16 protein-coding genes and 1 pseudogene are annotated in these 14,042 nt (G+C 47.0%); 9 read left to right on the forward strand and 8 right to left on the reverse strand.

Annotation, left to right across the window (positions count from 1 at the left end):
- The first annotated feature begins 54 nt into the window (after positions 1–54).
- Complete coding sequence (locus C2M34_RS08235) at positions 55–1,353, forward strand: DASH family cryptochrome (protein ID WP_105258513.1); 1,299 nt, start codon at positions 55–57, stop codon at positions 1,351–1,353.
- 13 nt (positions 1,354–1,366) lie between these two features.
- The gene (locus C2M34_RS08240) at positions 1,367–2,923 is read left to right on the forward strand and encodes a cryptochrome/photolyase family protein (protein WP_105258514.1); all 1,557 of its coding nucleotides are present in this window, start codon (positions 1,367–1,369) and stop codon (positions 2,921–2,923) included.
- A gap of 316 nt (positions 2,924–3,239) precedes the next feature.
- On the opposite strand, the gene C2M34_RS08245 is transcribed toward C2M34_RS08240, so the two are convergent.
- The 4 genes from C2M34_RS08245 to C2M34_RS08260 all read right to left on the reverse strand — a co-directional run bounded on the left by C2M34_RS08245 (position 3,240) and on the right by C2M34_RS08260 (position 5,859).
- Positions 3,240–3,896 carry a hypothetical protein gene (locus tag C2M34_RS08245; protein WP_105258515.1) on the reverse strand — a complete coding sequence of 219 codons (657 nt, stop codon included), beginning with the start codon at positions 3,894–3,896 and terminating at the stop codon, positions 3,240–3,242.
- 605 nt (positions 3,897–4,501) lie between these two features.
- Positions 4,502–4,990, reverse strand: coding sequence for a LabA-like NYN domain-containing protein (locus C2M34_RS08250; protein WP_199774375.1), 489 nt, complete (start codon positions 4,988–4,990; stop codon positions 4,502–4,504).
- Positions 4,991–5,004: 14 nt separating this feature from the next.
- A complete protein-coding gene (locus tag C2M34_RS08255; protein ID WP_105258516.1) occupies positions 5,005–5,346 on the reverse strand; it encodes a Fis family transcriptional regulator in 342 nt (113 codons plus the stop codon).
- 66 nt (positions 5,347–5,412) lie between these two features.
- Complete coding sequence (locus tag C2M34_RS08260) at positions 5,413–5,859, reverse strand: Hsp20 family protein (protein WP_105200687.1); 447 nt, start codon at positions 5,857–5,859, stop codon at positions 5,413–5,415.
- A 219-nt stretch (positions 5,860–6,078) separates the two neighbouring features.
- Between C2M34_RS08260 and C2M34_RS08265 the strand changes: the two genes are divergently transcribed.
- The 5 genes from C2M34_RS08265 to C2M34_RS08285 all read left to right on the forward strand — a co-directional run bounded on the left by C2M34_RS08265 (position 6,079) and on the right by C2M34_RS08285 (position 10,446).
- Positions 6,079–6,570: a TlpA family protein disulfide reductase gene (locus C2M34_RS08265; protein ID WP_105200688.1), complete on the forward strand. Its 492-nt coding sequence runs from the start codon at positions 6,079–6,081 to the stop codon at positions 6,568–6,570.
- Positions 6,563–7,609 carry a Kelch repeat-containing protein gene (locus C2M34_RS08270; RefSeq protein ID WP_233997959.1) on the forward strand — a complete coding sequence of 349 codons (1,047 nt, stop codon included), beginning with the start codon at positions 6,563–6,565 and terminating at the stop codon, positions 7,607–7,609. Before C2M34_RS08265 ends, C2M34_RS08270 begins: the two co-directional genes overlap by 8 nt.
- Before the next feature lie 10 nt (positions 7,610–7,619).
- Positions 7,620–7,898, forward strand: a complete 279-nt coding sequence (locus tag C2M34_RS08275; protein ID WP_105200689.1) for a peptidylprolyl isomerase — start codon at positions 7,620–7,622, stop codon at positions 7,896–7,898.
- Between the two features lie 100 nt (positions 7,899–7,998).
- Entirely contained in the window at positions 7,999–8,265 is a 267-nt protein-coding gene (locus tag C2M34_RS08280; RefSeq protein WP_105200690.1) for a GrxA family glutaredoxin, read from the forward strand.
- Between the two features lie 333 nt (positions 8,266–8,598).
- Positions 8,599–10,446: a DEAD/DEAH box helicase gene (locus tag C2M34_RS08285; protein WP_105258517.1), complete on the forward strand. Its 1,848-nt coding sequence runs from the start codon at positions 8,599–8,601 to the stop codon at positions 10,444–10,446.
- 49 nt (positions 10,447–10,495) lie between these two features.
- Here C2M34_RS08285 and C2M34_RS08290 read toward each other — a convergent pair whose 3' ends face one another.
- From C2M34_RS08290 to fadR, 3 genes and pseudogenes are all read right to left on the reverse strand, one after another.
- Positions 10,496–10,837 (reverse strand): 2OG-Fe(II) oxygenase, encoded by a 342-nt coding sequence (locus C2M34_RS08290; RefSeq protein ID WP_105258518.1) that lies wholly within the window; start codon positions 10,835–10,837, stop codon positions 10,496–10,498.
- 116 nt (positions 10,838–10,953) lie between these two features.
- Positions 10,954–11,559: a peroxiredoxin gene (locus C2M34_RS08295; RefSeq protein WP_105200693.1), complete on the reverse strand. Its 606-nt coding sequence runs from the start codon at positions 11,557–11,559 to the stop codon at positions 10,954–10,956.
- A 272-nt stretch (positions 11,560–11,831) separates the two neighbouring features.
- A pseudogene (gene fadR / locus C2M34_RS08300) lies at positions 11,832–12,546 on the reverse strand (fatty acid metabolism transcriptional regulator FadR).
- Positions 12,547–12,769: 223 nt separating this feature from the next.
- Here fadR and dsbB point away from each other — a divergent pair.
- Positions 12,770–13,285, forward strand: a complete 516-nt coding sequence (gene dsbB, locus C2M34_RS08305) for a disulfide bond formation protein DsbB (RefSeq protein ID WP_105258519.1) — start codon at positions 12,770–12,772, stop codon at positions 13,283–13,285.
- On the forward strand, positions 13,282–13,584 hold the full coding sequence (locus C2M34_RS08310; protein WP_234398779.1) for a DUF6170 family protein: 303 nt from the start codon (positions 13,282–13,284) through the stop codon (positions 13,582–13,584). Before dsbB ends, C2M34_RS08310 begins: the two co-directional genes overlap by 4 nt.
- A gap of 22 nt (positions 13,585–13,606) precedes the next feature.
- Here C2M34_RS08310 and C2M34_RS08315 read toward each other — a convergent pair whose 3' ends face one another.
- Positions 13,607–13,924 carry a ComEA family DNA-binding protein gene (locus C2M34_RS08315; protein ID WP_105200696.1) on the reverse strand — a complete coding sequence of 106 codons (318 nt, stop codon included), beginning with the start codon at positions 13,922–13,924 and terminating at the stop codon, positions 13,607–13,609.
- Positions 13,925–14,042 lie beyond the last annotated feature (118 nt).

Raw genomic sequence — 14,042 nt, forward strand, 5'->3', positions numbered from 1 at the left:
GAACTCACTGTTAATTCCGTATCACTAAACATAGAACACTCACATTATGAACCTATGTCTACGGGCTTATATCTATTTAGTAACGATCTCAGAATCGCCGACAATGAGTTGCTGCAACGACTTTGCCAACATTGTAAGCAGCTTATTTTCATCTATACGCCACTAAATGAGCTCGTCGATGCGAGCTACAACGCTTATCCAAAACAAGACGTCTCCAAAAGCGTATGTTCGTTTAGAGGGCAAACGCTTAAATGCCTCGCCGATGAACTATCGCGCCAAGGGCACAACCTCTATTTCGCAGACAGCATAGAAGATTTAGTTCGCATAATACGAGAGCATAAAGTGAGTGATATCGCCATTGCCAACCAATTCGGATGGAATGAGTCATTAGCACTGCGTAAATTGACACAGCAAGTACGGGGGATCAACTTTTGGCATAAGTCCAACCATACGCTGTTTGCAAAAGAGCAGTTACCCTTTCAAATTGACGACACTCCCGACACCTTTAGCCGCTTTAGAAAGCTTGTGGAATCTAGCGTTGCGGTCCATCCAACCATGGGAAGCCCACTACATTTTCCTACTTCGGTGCAGTGTAAATTACCCTTATGCACGGACATATACAATGATTTGCAGCCAATGGGCGCATGGTTTTCACAAACAGCGACTACAGCGTTAACTAGTTATTTCAGTAGCACTGCTCCTAGTCGCTACAAGCAAACACGTAATGCCTTATCTGGCGACAAGTTCTCCACCGGGTTTTCTCCCTGGTTGGCCAATGGCTCTCTCAGCGCTCGCCAGGTCTATAGCGCCCTACTTGCTTATGAGCAGCGCTGCGGCGCCAATGAATCGACTTACTGGATCTACTTTGAACTCTTGTGGCGAGAGTATTTTCAATGGCTGGCTCTAAAGCAAGGCCGCTCGCTATTTGTATTTAAAGGCATGAGCCACACGGCCCCAAAAACCAGCTTTTACCCGGAACGTTATCAGGCCTGGTGTCATGGCAATACCGAGTTTGAGCTGGTCAATGCGCTCATGCATCAACTCAATACCAGTGGATGGATGTCCAACAGAGGCAGGCAAATCGTCGCCAGTTGTTTTGTCAATGAATTGGAACTGGATTGGCGCTATGGCGCGGCCTACTTCGAGCATCACTTAATTGATTACGATGTTGCCAGCAATTATGGCAACTGGCAGTACATAGCCGGGGTCGGTGCCGACCCCCGCGGTGGACGGCATTTCAACCTTGCCAAGCAAACCGAGTTATTCGACCCCGACGGCCGGTTTATCAAGCGTTACGGTGGAGTGGCTGTGCAAGCACAGGAGCGGGATCACAATGGCTGGCCACGGCACTAGTAAGAGAGCGAGCATGAGCAAGCAACAATACAAAGAAGTTCGCCTGATTTTAGGCGACCAACTCAATGCCAATCATTCTTGGTTTAAAACCAAGCGAGATGATGTGCTTTACATCATTGCTGAGCTGCATCAAGAAATGCACTACACCAGGCATCATATTCAAAAGATCATGTGCTTTTTTGCTGCGATGGAACGGTTTGCGTCTGCCCTTAGCCAGGCGGGGCATCAGGTTTTATACCTTACTCTGGACGACACCCAAGAGTTTGCACAGCTCAATGAGTTAATTGCCCACTGTGTCACCGAGCATCAAGCCGACTGTTTTAGCTATCAGCTACCGGATGAATATCGGCTACGCCGGCAACTGGAGCAGCTGACATTAAGTAGCGTTGAGATAAGGCGCTATGACAGTGAGCATTTTATGCTCGGATTTGAAGAATTAGGCGACTATTTCCAGGCGGATACCCATCACACCATGGAGCAATTCTATCGCAAGATGCGCAGGCGCTTCGATATCTTGATGGACCAGGGTAAACCCCTTGGCGGCCAATGGAACTTCGACAAAGAGAACCGTAACAAGCTCAAGGCCGAGGACATTAAACAGCTTCCCCCTCCCTTGTGCTTTGATAACGACGTTAAGGCAATTACCGAGCGCATTGCTCGCCATAAAATAAAAACCATAGGCAAAGGCGGGCCCAGGCTGCTGTGGCCGGTGACACGCAAACAAGCACTGCAGTTGCTTGAGTATTTTTGTAATCATCTGCTGCCTCTGTTTGGCACCTTTCAGGACGCCATGACCTGCCACAGCGACGCTAAATGGTCCTTGTACCATAGCCGCCTGTCGTTTGCGCTCAACGCAAAAATCCTCCACCCACTGCAAGTCATCAACGCGGCAATAGAGGCATATCATGAATCTGAAGGAAGGATCACCCTTGCGCAAGTTGAAGGCTTCGCCAGGCAAATTTTAGGCTGGCGTGAATATGTCAGAGGCGTCTATTGGCTCAATATGCCCAAGTACGCACACAGTAATGCCCTCGAGGCGCACCAAGCGCTGCCGGAATTTTTCTGGAGCGGCAAAACAAAAATGAACTGCCTGCAACACGCCATTGGCCAAAGCCTGGACTATGGATATGCCCATCATATCCAACGCCTGATGATCACCGGCAACTTTTGCTTGCTGCTGGGCGTTGACCCGGACCAGGTGGATGCCTGGTACCTGGGTATTTATGTAGATGCCATTGAATGGGTGGAAATGCCTAACACCCGGGGCATGAGTCAGTTCGCCGATGGCGGCATTATTGCCACCAAGCCCTACTGCGCCGGCGGCAATTACGTCAATAAGATGAGCGATTACTGCCAAGGCTGCCACTATAAGGTCAAGGAAAAAACCAGCGACCTCGCCTGCCCCCTAAATAGCCTCTACTGGCACTTCTTACACCGGCACAGAGCGCGCTTTGGCAATAACCACCGCATTGGCATGATTTATCGAAACTGGGATAAGCAAAGCGATGAGGCCCGCCGGGCCGTGCTTAATAGAGCGCAGTGGTGCATCGACAACATCGAGTCATTATAAGGATTGTTGCAAAGTTGCAGCTAACAAAGCAAGCACTAAAGGAGTTGCCGCGCTTCCATTTGCAGTCGCTAAAGCGCGGTGGGCACACTAGGCAAGAAACGAGCACTATTTAGAAAAGGTGTTGAATAGCAAGTAAATTTTCATGCTCTTGCCCTGAAAGCTTTCCTAGTTAGAGGGGAGGTAGAGAATAACTTTTCAGGTACAAAACTTTACTAGATGGAAAGGTAGCTAACTGAAATGGAACCCGCTTTTTAGCGGGTTTTTGGGGATGCCCTAATTGGCTTTTTTACTATTTTTTATGTGGTTATGTGAGCCTTTATTTAACAATTATCTTTGCGTCCTTATAATTCAATATAACTCGTAATTCTTTTACTCCTTGTACTTCTACTGGTTGCATAACAATGCTAATTGGTTGCTCAATTCTTTGAATAAGATCCTTGGAAAACTGCTCCGGTGAATCCTGTTGGGAGTAATCAAGAACGGCAGCGCAAACCTCATCATTGCAGCCAATACTTCTCGGCAACATTCCATTATTGGATTGAGCAACATCGTGAACTGTATTTCGAAACTGCTGTTCGAACTCTTGGTTAATTCCGGTGCTTTGAAGTTGATATACTAGAGAATCAAAGTTTTTTAATCTAAATGCCGTTTCGATTGAGGTATCAGAAAGGCCACCTTCGTTCGAGGATAGGTTATTAATCAGGTTGTCTATAGAAGAGGCATCGTCATGCTGGATCCTGTCATCCAGTTTTATAGTTATTCCTGAAGCTTTTATAGTATTAATAGAGATCTTGTTTTCGTCAGGGAGCTGTTCTGCCGAATTCAATGGATCCATAGCGTTATAATAATCTGTTGAATCTGCTGGTTGATTAAACACAGTGTCGTTGGTCGGGGGGGGAGATTTGGGTGAATAGAGGAATACTAACGTTGCAACAACGCTAAGCCCTATTAGTAGTAAATATAGTTTTTTCATAAGTGAACTCTCTAACTGACACTAAAAAAGCATAAAGCACCTAACAACCGAAGTCATTGTTAGGTGCGCCTATTACTAGGCTCTATTCTATTATGATCACGTCTCGCCTGAGCTCAGCGACAGTTCCTCCACAACAATCGCCGATCGTCATAGGAGGTCCGGAGTCAATGCTACAAGAGTTAGAGCATTCATAAGTAGTTCCATTTACAGTCACTTTGTCCGCATAGCTAACACCGGAAAAAGCAAACGTTGCTAATATTGATGTAAAAAATATTTTTTTCAAAGCACTGTCTCCCCAGTTGATTATTTATTGGAGAGATAACTCTAAAGACTGCAGAATAAAGCGAAAGTAATTATCTACGTACATCGTCTCCATTTCTCCTTATTTTCAAGCTTTAAAATTACCTAAAGCTGAGAATAAATATTGTAAAAACTTTTTATTTTTGTCAAGCACAATTAAAATATTTATACAAAATATAGTAAACCGAATAAACTGGACACTCACTCTAATATTTCACACTAAGCATTGACTACACCCCGAATTCAGATATCGCAAAATGATCAGATGCTATAATGTTGGCTAGTTTAACTATAGTGGTCCTCGATCATCCCAACAACAAGCTCTCATCTATGGCGCGAAAATGACTGGATGCATTAATTAACGATGCGGCGGTGAGCTTTTCGCTGCTATACACTTCCACACGCTTGTTTTTTTCGTCCCGTAACTTTTTCGCTAACAGGTCAAAATCGCCATCGCCGGAGAGTAAAATGGTGGTGTCGGTTTGGCTACCATATTCAATGGCGTCCAGGGTAATGCCCACATCCCAGTCCCCTTTCGCCGAGCCATCGGCGCGTTGAATAAAAGGCTTAAGCTTGACCTCAAAGCCGATGGCACGAAGGATATTTTGGAATTCCCGCTGCTTGTTATCGCCCCTGTCGATGGCGTAGGCGATGGCCTTTTCAATGCGATATTGGCCGCTGACTTCACGCCAAAAAGCGTTGTAATCGAAGTTGCGTGCAAAGGTTTCGCGACAGGTATAATAAATATTTTGCACATCGACAAAAATTGCGGCGCTGGGCAGTTCGGTGCTCATACTTTGAGTCCTTGTTATTTTAACCGTTTTGCCCAATTCCCCCTATGGTGAATCTGGCATTCTTGTTCGCTGTCGTAGACTAACTGTTTGGTCTTATTAATCGGGCTCAGCCCTATCACTTTAAGAGCCTTAACTAGCTCGTCTTCAACTAACGCTCGGGTATCGCTTGCTAAATATGCCTCTAACTCATCGTCCGTGGTAAAAACAAGGGTGAGTGTGAGGCTCTTTTGTGGGCTTTTCCAGTCTATTTTATGAGTTAACCAGCAAAAGCCGGCAATGGCTTTACAATGATCGTCACAAATTTCGGTGAGTAGGTCACGCAATTGTTTATCGCGCTTTTTATCCGTTTTAGTCACATCGGGCTCTAAATAATAAAAACGCCGCCCAAAAGGGCGGCGTATCAAAGGGAGAATGGCAAGTAATTATTTACTCTCTAGCAACTTACCTGTGCCAATTTCAATTTTGCGCGGCTTTAATGCCTCTGGAATTTCGCGCTGCAGGTCAATCACCAGCAGGCCATTTTCCAAACTTGCGGCCAACACTTTGACATGGTCGCCCAGCTGGAACTTACGCTCGAAGTTGCGCTCAGCAATCCCTTGGTGGATAAACTTGCGCTCTTCTGTCGATTCTTTGGCGGCCTTTGTTCCGGTAACCTTGAGCGTGTTATTCTCCGACTCAATGGTCAGCTCGCTTTCGCTGAAACCGGCTACGGCCATGGTAATTCTGTACTGATCTTTACCCAGTGCCTCTATGTTATACGGCGGGTAACTTGGTTGTTTATCGGTGCGTGCCGCTGCATCCATAAGTGATGCCAGGTGATCAAAACCGATAAATGAACGATATAGTGGAGAAAGGTCTACTGTACGCATAATAATATCCTTAATTTAAGCAATATTTGGCGGTTGTTTTTCTGCTGAACAAACAACCTTTATATATAAATATCAATAACTTTGTTTTGGTTGGGACCCTTTATGGCGTCCTCATAATCAGATGTATGGACGCCATATATATTTTCAAGATAATAATTTCACATTTTTCTTAAAAAAGCCGGTCTACAATATGTATCAATTTGAAACTAAAGAATTTTTATGAAGAAGTTTTTTTTCCAACTTGTGCTGATGGCGGTGGTATTTTTCGCGGTGAGCGCCTATCAGGAGCGTAACCTCTTGTCTGCCGACCACAGCCCGGCGCCTTATTTTTCCCTGCCGCAATTACACAGCGATACCCGCTTTAGTATTAAGGAACTGCAAGGGCAAAAAACCCTGGTATATTTTTTCGCCCCCTGGTGCTCTGTGTGCAAGTTGTCTATGCCGAATTTACAAAAAGCCATGGACAAGGGCGATGTTCACGCCATCGCCATTGCCCTGGACTATCAATCCAAGACGCAGGTACAAGAATTTGTCGATGATTTACAGCTGACAATGCCTATACTTTTAGGTAGCGAATACACCGCACAGCAATATAAAATATCCGCCTTTCCAACCTATTACGTGATTGATGAGTCTTTATTGATCAGTGCACGGGCAATGGGTTACTCCACTGAGTTGGGTATTAAATTAAGAGGTAGATCAGATGATTAAAATGCTTTGCGCCGCCATGGGCCTGGCCCTGTGTGGCCCCCTGTTCGCCGCAGAGTTACCGGCACTCCCGGAACCTGTCAGTAATAATGCTGTGGCCAAGGTGGACACAGATCAAGGCAGTTATTTCCTCAGCTTTATGGGTCTTGGGGCGGGTAAAACGCACCTGGATATCCATAACAAGGTGTGGGCATTAAAGCTTGGCAGCAATGCCTGGCACACTAAAGCGCCCGTTCCGGCCTCAACCCAGCTTACCGGACGCCTTGCAGCCACCGCCGTGGGTGTAGGTAAATACGCCTATGTGTTTGGTGGTTATACAGTGGCTGCCGATAATACCGAGCTATCTGTACCGGATGCCTACCGCTATGACGTGGAGAAAGATCAGTATCAGCGCTTGGCCAACATGCCGGTGCCGGTAGACGACAGCGTCGCCCTTAATTACAACGACCAATACATCTATCTGATCAGCGGCTGGCACAACGACGGCAATGTCAATCTAGTGCAGGTTTACGATATCGCCAAAGACAGCTGGTCTCAGGCCTCACCCTTCCTTGGCGATGCGGTATTTGGCCATGCCGGGGCCATTAAAGATAACCTGATGATCATTTGTGACGGGGTTAAAACCGTGGCCTTTGCCGATAAGCACCGTGGTTTTGCCGCCAAGGCCCAGTGCCTTAAAGGGGTTATCGACCCACAAGACCCACGCGAGATCTCATGGCACAGCCTGACTCATCCAACAGGCAAAGCACACTACCGCATGGCGGCGGGCACCATTAATGGCAACCTGGTATTTATTGGCGGCTCACCCAATCCCTACAACTATAATGGCATAGGGTATAATGGCAAACCCAGCTCGCCCTCAAGCCAGGTATGGCGCTTTGATATTCCCAGCAATCGCTGGCAACGCATGGAGCACGCCCAAAAGGCAACCATGGATCACCGAGGCCTGCTTGCCCATGAAGGCACCGCGTACCGCATCGGCGGCATTGGCGAGAAACAAAAGGTGTTAGACCAGATCACACCGTATCGATTTAAATTTTAGGAGTAAAACCATGGCCAAAGCCTGTGCCTATCACATTCTCGTGAAGAGCAAAGAAGAGTGTTTAGCAATTAAAGCCAAACTGGATAAAGGCGGTGATTTCAATAAGCTTGCGAAGCAATACTCAACCTGCCCGTCGAAAAAACGCGGTGGCGATCTCGGCGAATTTGAACGCGGCACCATGGTCAAGGCTTTTGACGATGTGGTCTTTAAAAAGCCGCTTTTTGAGGTGCACGGCCCGGTAAAAACCAAGTTCGGTTATCACCTGATTAAAACCGTTTATCGCACTTAATCGCTTTTAGCGAACGGATAAATCGTTTTTTGGCATTTTACCTGAGCCCTTAAGCTCGTTACACTGCACCTCGTACCTTAAAAGAAGCACTGGAGAGATTATGTTAACTGTTATTTTTGGTCGAGATGGTTGTCCTTTTTGCGTGCGTGCAAAAGATGTCGCCAGTCAACTAGCCGAGCAACGTGATGATTTTAAATTCCGCTATGTGGATATCATCAAAGAAGGGATCAGCAAGGCAGATCTGGAGAAATCAGCCGGAAAACCTTGTGAAACCGTGCCGCAAATTTTTATCGGCCAAGAGCATATCGGTGGCTTTACAGAATTTGAAGCCTACGCCAAGGCAAACTTGGGTCTGTATCAAGAATAACAGCTGCCCTAAAGCGCCGCTCACCCAAGCGGCGTTTTCATTTGTTCATAAAACAAACTAAAAATTAAAAAAACAAGCGTAGCCCGAAACAAATCAATAAACACCTCATTTTCAGCATTTTTATCCTGCCATTTCTACTTTGGGCAAGGACTAAAAAACTCTTTATTCGCTAACAGAAAACCCTTTATTTATGCCGTTTACACAGGTTTCCTAAAATGCGCCTGATTAAATTTCATACAAAACCAATCACATAGGAAATAGTTTCAATTTATACAAGCAATTACTGCTTCATTCCTGTACAATGCGCGCTCTTTGAATTCCTGAGGCGTTTTAATGTCAGAACCAGTCACCTTTGAGTCGTTGAACCTTTCTCCTGCTATCTTAAAAGCAGTGGAACAGTTGGGTTATGAGACTCCTTCCGAGATCCAAACTCAATGTATTCCCCTTTTACTCGACAAAAAGGATGTCTTGGGAATGGCGCAAACAGGTACAGGTAAAACTGCTGCCTTTGCTTTGCCTTTATTGAACAACATTGATGCCGATGCTAAGCATCCGCAGATCCTTGTACTTACCCCCACTCGTGAGCTTGCTATCCAGGTAGCGGAAGCGTTCGAGCAATATGCAAAATTTACTAGGGGCGTAGAAGTCCTAGCACTTTACGGTGGCCAGAGCTACGGTATCCAGCTAAGTGCATTGCGTCGCGGCGCACAAATCATAGTCGCGACCCCTGGTCGCTTATTGGATCACATCAGCCGTAAGTCTATCGACCTATCTCGTCTTAGCGCACTTGTGCTGGACGAAGCAGATGAAATGCTGCGCATGGGCTTTATCGACGATGTAGAAAGCATCATGGCGCAAACGCCAGAAGACAAGCAAACCTGTTTGTTCTCTGCGACTATGCCAAAACAAATTCAGTCTATCTGTAAAACCTACCTGCAAGACGCCGAGCAAGTGCGCATCACGCCACGTAACAGCACGGTATCGACCATAGAACAGGTTTACTGGCAAGCCCGCGTACACAAGAACAACGCTATCGTGCGCTTCTTGGAAGCGGAAACGTTTGACGCCGCTATCGTATTCGTACGTACCCGTAATGACACGGTACAGTTGGCAGAACTACTAGAGCGTGAAGGTTTCTCTGCGGCACCGCTTAACGGCGACATGAACCAGCAAGCCCGTGAGCGCACCGTAGACCGTCTGAAGAGCGGCTTACTTGATATCGTTATTGCTACCGACGTAGCGGCCCGTGGCCTTGATGTTGAACGCATCAGTCTGGTTGTGAACTACGATATCCCACAAGACAGTGAAGCCTATGTACACCGTATCGGTCGTACCGGTCGTGCTGGTCGCCAAGGTAAGGCCATCTTGTTTGTTAAGGGTAACGAGCGTTACCTGCTTAAAAACATTATACGCCACACCAAGAGCGACATCGCAGAAGTACAGCTACCAAGTGCTAAAATGGTTGAGCAAAAGCGTATCGACGCCCTTGAAACCAAGATTGCGGCAGCCCTTGAGCACAAAGACAGCGAGTTCTTTGCCCAGGTTGCCAGTTCAATCGGTAACAAGCTGCAACTTAGCCAAGGCGACCTTGCCGCAGCCCTGCTATGCCTAGCGCAACAGCAGACGCCATTGAAAGTGGAAGAGATCAAAGCGAAGGAACGTCCAGAGCGCGGTGAGCGCAACGACCGAAATGAGCGCCGTAACGAACGCGGTGACCGAGGTGAGCGTCGTCGCGACGATAACCGTCGTGATGGCGATAAGCCACGCCGTGAGCGTCGTGACTCAAACACACCTATGGATACCTACCGTATCGAAGTAGGCCGTGAGCACGGTGTACAGGTTAAAAACATCGTTGGCGCTATTGCTAATGAAGCTGACATCTCTAGCAAGTACATTGGCGACATTCGCTTGTTTGATGCTCACAGTACCGTTGAGCTACCTCAAGGCATGCCGGCTGAGAAAGTGGCACACTTCCAGAAGGTATACATCTGTAAGCGCCCAATGAAGCTAACATTGAGCCCTTCTGAAGCGAATGCGCCACGTGAGCCACGTGAGCAACGTGATTCACGTCCACCACGTGATCGTAATGAACGCAGTGAAGGCAAGAAGCGCAGCTTCCGTGACCCTAATGCGAAAAGCAAAGCACCGCGCAAAGAGCGCCGCGCTGTAAGCTTTCAGTAATTGCACTCGCAATAGTTAAAAAAACCGCCTCAGGGCGGTTTTTTATTGTCTAGTTATTACGTATCCAGCCAACACTGAAGACATATCGAGTACCTTCCTCTACCTCTGTGACTTCATGAGCATGCATATCGGGGCGAAACAATTTAATGCGCTTACTGGCATAGATGGGCTGCTCGCAGACGAACTCACCGCCTTTCCCCGCGGCTTTAATAACGATATTAAGGCGATAGTGGCGGCCGGACTCCACCTTGTCTGTATGGCGCCTGATAAAACTACCTTGCTTAAAGCGCAACAGGTAACAATCAAACTTAATCGGCCAATAGGCACCGGCCAAAAACATTTTATCGTACCCAGATAATTGGCGGCCCATTTGCCATCGCAACCAACCCATAAGCTTACCTTGTTCACATAAACGGACTATATCTTGCTGTTTATCAGCGGGTTTGGCAAATATCCAGGCACAAAAAAACCGCGCCTAAGCGCGGTTTTTCAAACTAGGGTGAAACCTTATAGGTCGCCTTCGTTTTCAGATAGGAACTTAGCAACACCTTCAGGGCTTGCGTCCATACCTTTTTTACCTTCAGTCCAACCAGCAGGACATACTTCGCCGTGCTCGCTGTGGAATGCTAGTGCGTCAACCATGCGTAGCATCTCGTCGATGTTACGGCCTAGAGGTAGGTCGTTAACTACCTGGTGACGTACAGTGCCTTCTTCGTCGATTAGGAAAGAACCACGGAAAGCAACGCCCGCTTCTGGGTGCTCAACGTCGTATGCTTGACAGATTTCGTGCTTAACGTCAGCAACTAGAGCATATTTAACTTGACCAATACCGCCGTCTGCAACAGCAGTGTTACGCCATGCATTGTGTGAGAATTGTGAATCGATAGACACACCAATTACTTCAACGCCACGCTTTTGGAATTCTTCATAACGCTTGTCGAAAGCGATTAGCTCTGAAGGACAAACGAAAGTGAAATCAAGTGGGTAGAAAAAGATAACTGCTTTCTTGCCTTTGATTGTCTCGTGTAGGTTGTAACCATCTACGATTTCGCCATTACCTAGCACTGCTGCAGCTGTAAAGTCTGGTGCCTTGCGGCCTACTAATACACCCATTTTATTCTCCAAAATAGTTTGAGTTTATCGTACTTTGCGACTGAGACGATGACTTCGCCTCGTCTGTATTTCTTCCTGCACATAGATATAGTGGCGGGCTGTTGAAAAACAACCCCGACAATAAAAATACATGCATTTATATTCTGAGCGCTATGTTACTGAGCTAGGGCGCAAAAGAACAATCGCATTTAACGATAGCAGCTATCGAAAAAAGTGATTGTTAAATTTTTAAGTGAGCAGAGACAAAAAGGCCCGCAATAGCGGGCCAATTATTAATCCATAATATTTTCGGGCATATCGCCACGAATTTCCTGCCAGATTTGACCACTTTGATGACCATAGCGACGCATCAAGGAAATAGCACCGTCGTGATCTTGCTTCTCAGCCAGCTCAGCCAAGTCCGAGTAGAACTGACGTGCTAACTCACGAGTACGAGGATCAGAGAAATAGTGGCAACCTATCTTGGAGTAAAAACCTCTAAAGCCATTGAGGATCAACACATAAATTTTGTTGTTGCCGGCACTGGCCAGGTGGTGGTGTACCAAATAATCATAATCCGCCAAAAGCCTGAGCCGTGTCTTCAACACCATCGCGCTCGGCAACAATTTCCTTAACGCGCTCTGGGTCTATTTTAATCGCTGCACGCATATAGATGGCACTGATGTTAGTGCGGGCAGAAAGTAACTGATCGGTCAGCTCCGGCATTTTATCTTCATCAAGGCGCGCCAGCGTCTCAAGAATGTTCAGGCCCGAGGTTTCCCAAAAGTTATTTACTCGCGTTGGCTTACCATGCTGAATGGTTAACCAACCGTCTCGAGCAAGACGTTGTAATACTTCACGCAGTGTCGTGCGAGTCACGCCGATGAGTTCCGATAGCTCGCGCTCGGCAGGAAGAATAGAGCCTGGTGGAAACTCCCCATTCCAGATGGACTCAACTATATATTCCTCAGCAAATCCAGCTGGGCTTTTCGCTTTAAAAATTCTCATCTAAGGTCCACTTCAACACGGTTTATTTCATTTTAGTTATTCCACTGATTGTACCAGATGATCAGCAACTAACAAGAAAACTTCACTGTAAAGCACGCCTCGTATAGTCGGCAATTACACAAGACAATAATAAAGTATCAGCTTTCGAGTGCCATTGACCTAAACTTGCATAGACCTAGGTGCAGGGGCATAATCTCCAAAATAAAATTAATAAGAGAATCTCATGAGCTGGTTAAGTAGCATCTCGCGCACACGCGCTCCTTGGTTGTTGTTGGCACTGATTGCCTTTTTATTCGAGGCAACGGCCCTTTATTTTCAATACGCCATGGATTTAGCTCCATGCATCATGTGTATCTACCAACGTACCGCCGTGTTAGGCGTGTTATTGGCTGGCCTTATTGGCGCCATCAACCCTGCTAATCTGTGGCTGCGCCTGAGCGGATTGGCCACCTGGCTGGTTGCCAGCATTTGGGGTCTGCTTTTGGCCCGCGAGCACATTATGATGCAAACCACCACAGACCCTTTTGCCTTCGTTTGTGAATTTGAGCCTAATTTCCCGGTGCCCTTGCATGAGTGGATCCCTGGATTTTTCGCTGCAACCGGTGACTGTGGCAACATAGACTGGCAGTTTTTAGGTCTGTCTATGCCGGGTTGGATGCAGGTTATTTTTGCAGCCCTTGCTGCGGCAGCGGTTATCGTGACCTCTGCGAGCTTGTTCTTTAAGCCAAACAAGCCATGATTTATTTTTTAGCCAGCCAGATCCCCAGCCTGCAATCCTTTAGCCACCGCCAGCGTTTGCAACTGGTGGCTGAGGCGTTGGAAATGTTAAGTGCCCAGGAACGTATCCTGCTCAATATTATTAAACTGCTGCTGATCACGCCGCTGTTTTTATTGTTGGTGCGCTTTGAGGGGTGGAGCATGCTGCCCTGGTTATTGATCGCCGGTCTTGCCTACCCCATTTTGGTGCTGCCGGTGCGCCACTACTTTGCCTGCCGTCACCTGGACCAGGCGATTGCAGAACATAATAAAGGCAGCTAACGCTGCCTTTATATTATGCCAATTACAACGACACCTTTTCCTTGAGCTCAGCCATTAGCCGCTCGCCTATCCCTGGCACATCATCCAATTGCTCAATACTCTTAAAACCACCGTTTTTATCGCGATAATCGATAATTGCCTTGGCTTTCGCCGGACCAATACCGGGCAAGGTCTGCAATTGCTCGGCCGTGGCCTGGTTTAAGCTGACCTTAGCATGGCTTGAGGCTTCGCTTTTACTGGGCTCGGCTGGCGCTGCAATAACCGGGGCTGTGGTGGCAAGTAAGAGTGTGGTGGCAAGAACGCCGATAATGGCGCTTGCAGAGGTGTTAAGTAGTTTCATACTTCTCTCCTTAAAGTGATGAATCTTCCATTGGTACTACCGTTATTAAATAAAGAAGACGAGACAGGGCTTGTCAACCTAAAGGCTTATGAACGCGAGCACTAAGCCTCTCACTCGC

It is taken from the genome of Pseudoalteromonas sp. T1lg88 (assembly GCF_002964765.1).
GTDB lineage: Bacteria > Pseudomonadota > Gammaproteobacteria > Enterobacterales > Alteromonadaceae > Pseudoalteromonas.

Coding starts and splice junctions, on each gene's coding strand:
- C2M34_RS08235 (WP_105258513.1), top strand. CDS start 55: ATGTCTACGGGCTTATATCTATTTAGTAACGATCTCAGAATCGCCGAC.
- C2M34_RS08240 (WP_105258514.1), top strand. CDS start 1,367: ATGAGCAAGCAACAATACAAAGAAGTTCGCCTGATTTTAGGCGACCAA.
- C2M34_RS08245 (WP_105258515.1), bottom strand. CDS start 3,896: ATGAAAAAACTATATTTACTACTAATAGGGCTTAGCGTTGTTGCAACG.
- C2M34_RS08250 (WP_199774375.1), bottom strand. CDS start 4,990: ATGAGCACCGAACTGCCCAGCGCCGCAATTTTTGTCGATGTGCAAAAT.
- C2M34_RS08260 (WP_105200687.1), bottom strand. CDS start 5,859: ATGCGTACAGTAGACCTTTCTCCACTATATCGTTCATTTATCGGTTTT.
- C2M34_RS08265 (WP_105200688.1), top strand. CDS start 6,079: ATGAAGAAGTTTTTTTTCCAACTTGTGCTGATGGCGGTGGTATTTTTC.
- C2M34_RS08270 (WP_233997959.1), top strand. CDS start 6,563: ATGATTAAAATGCTTTGCGCCGCCATGGGCCTGGCCCTGTGTGGCCCC.
- C2M34_RS08275 (WP_105200689.1), top strand. CDS start 7,620: ATGGCCAAAGCCTGTGCCTATCACATTCTCGTGAAGAGCAAAGAAGAG.
- C2M34_RS08280 (WP_105200690.1), top strand. CDS start 7,999: ATGTTAACTGTTATTTTTGGTCGAGATGGTTGTCCTTTTTGCGTGCGT.
- C2M34_RS08285 (WP_105258517.1), top strand. CDS start 8,599: ATGTCAGAACCAGTCACCTTTGAGTCGTTGAACCTTTCTCCTGCTATC.
- C2M34_RS08290 (WP_105258518.1), bottom strand. CDS start 10,837: ATGGGTTGGTTGCGATGGCAAATGGGCCGCCAATTATCTGGGTACGAT.
- C2M34_RS08295 (WP_105200693.1), bottom strand. CDS start 11,559: ATGGGTGTATTAGTAGGCCGCAAGGCACCAGACTTTACAGCTGCAGCA.
- dsbB (WP_105258519.1), top strand. CDS start 12,770: ATGAGCTGGTTAAGTAGCATCTCGCGCACACGCGCTCCTTGGTTGTTG.
- C2M34_RS08310 (WP_234398779.1), top strand. CDS start 13,282: ATGATTTATTTTTTAGCCAGCCAGATCCCCAGCCTGCAATCCTTTAGC.
- C2M34_RS08315 (WP_105200696.1), bottom strand. CDS start 13,924: ATGAAACTACTTAACACCTCTGCAAGCGCCATTATCGGCGTTCTTGCC.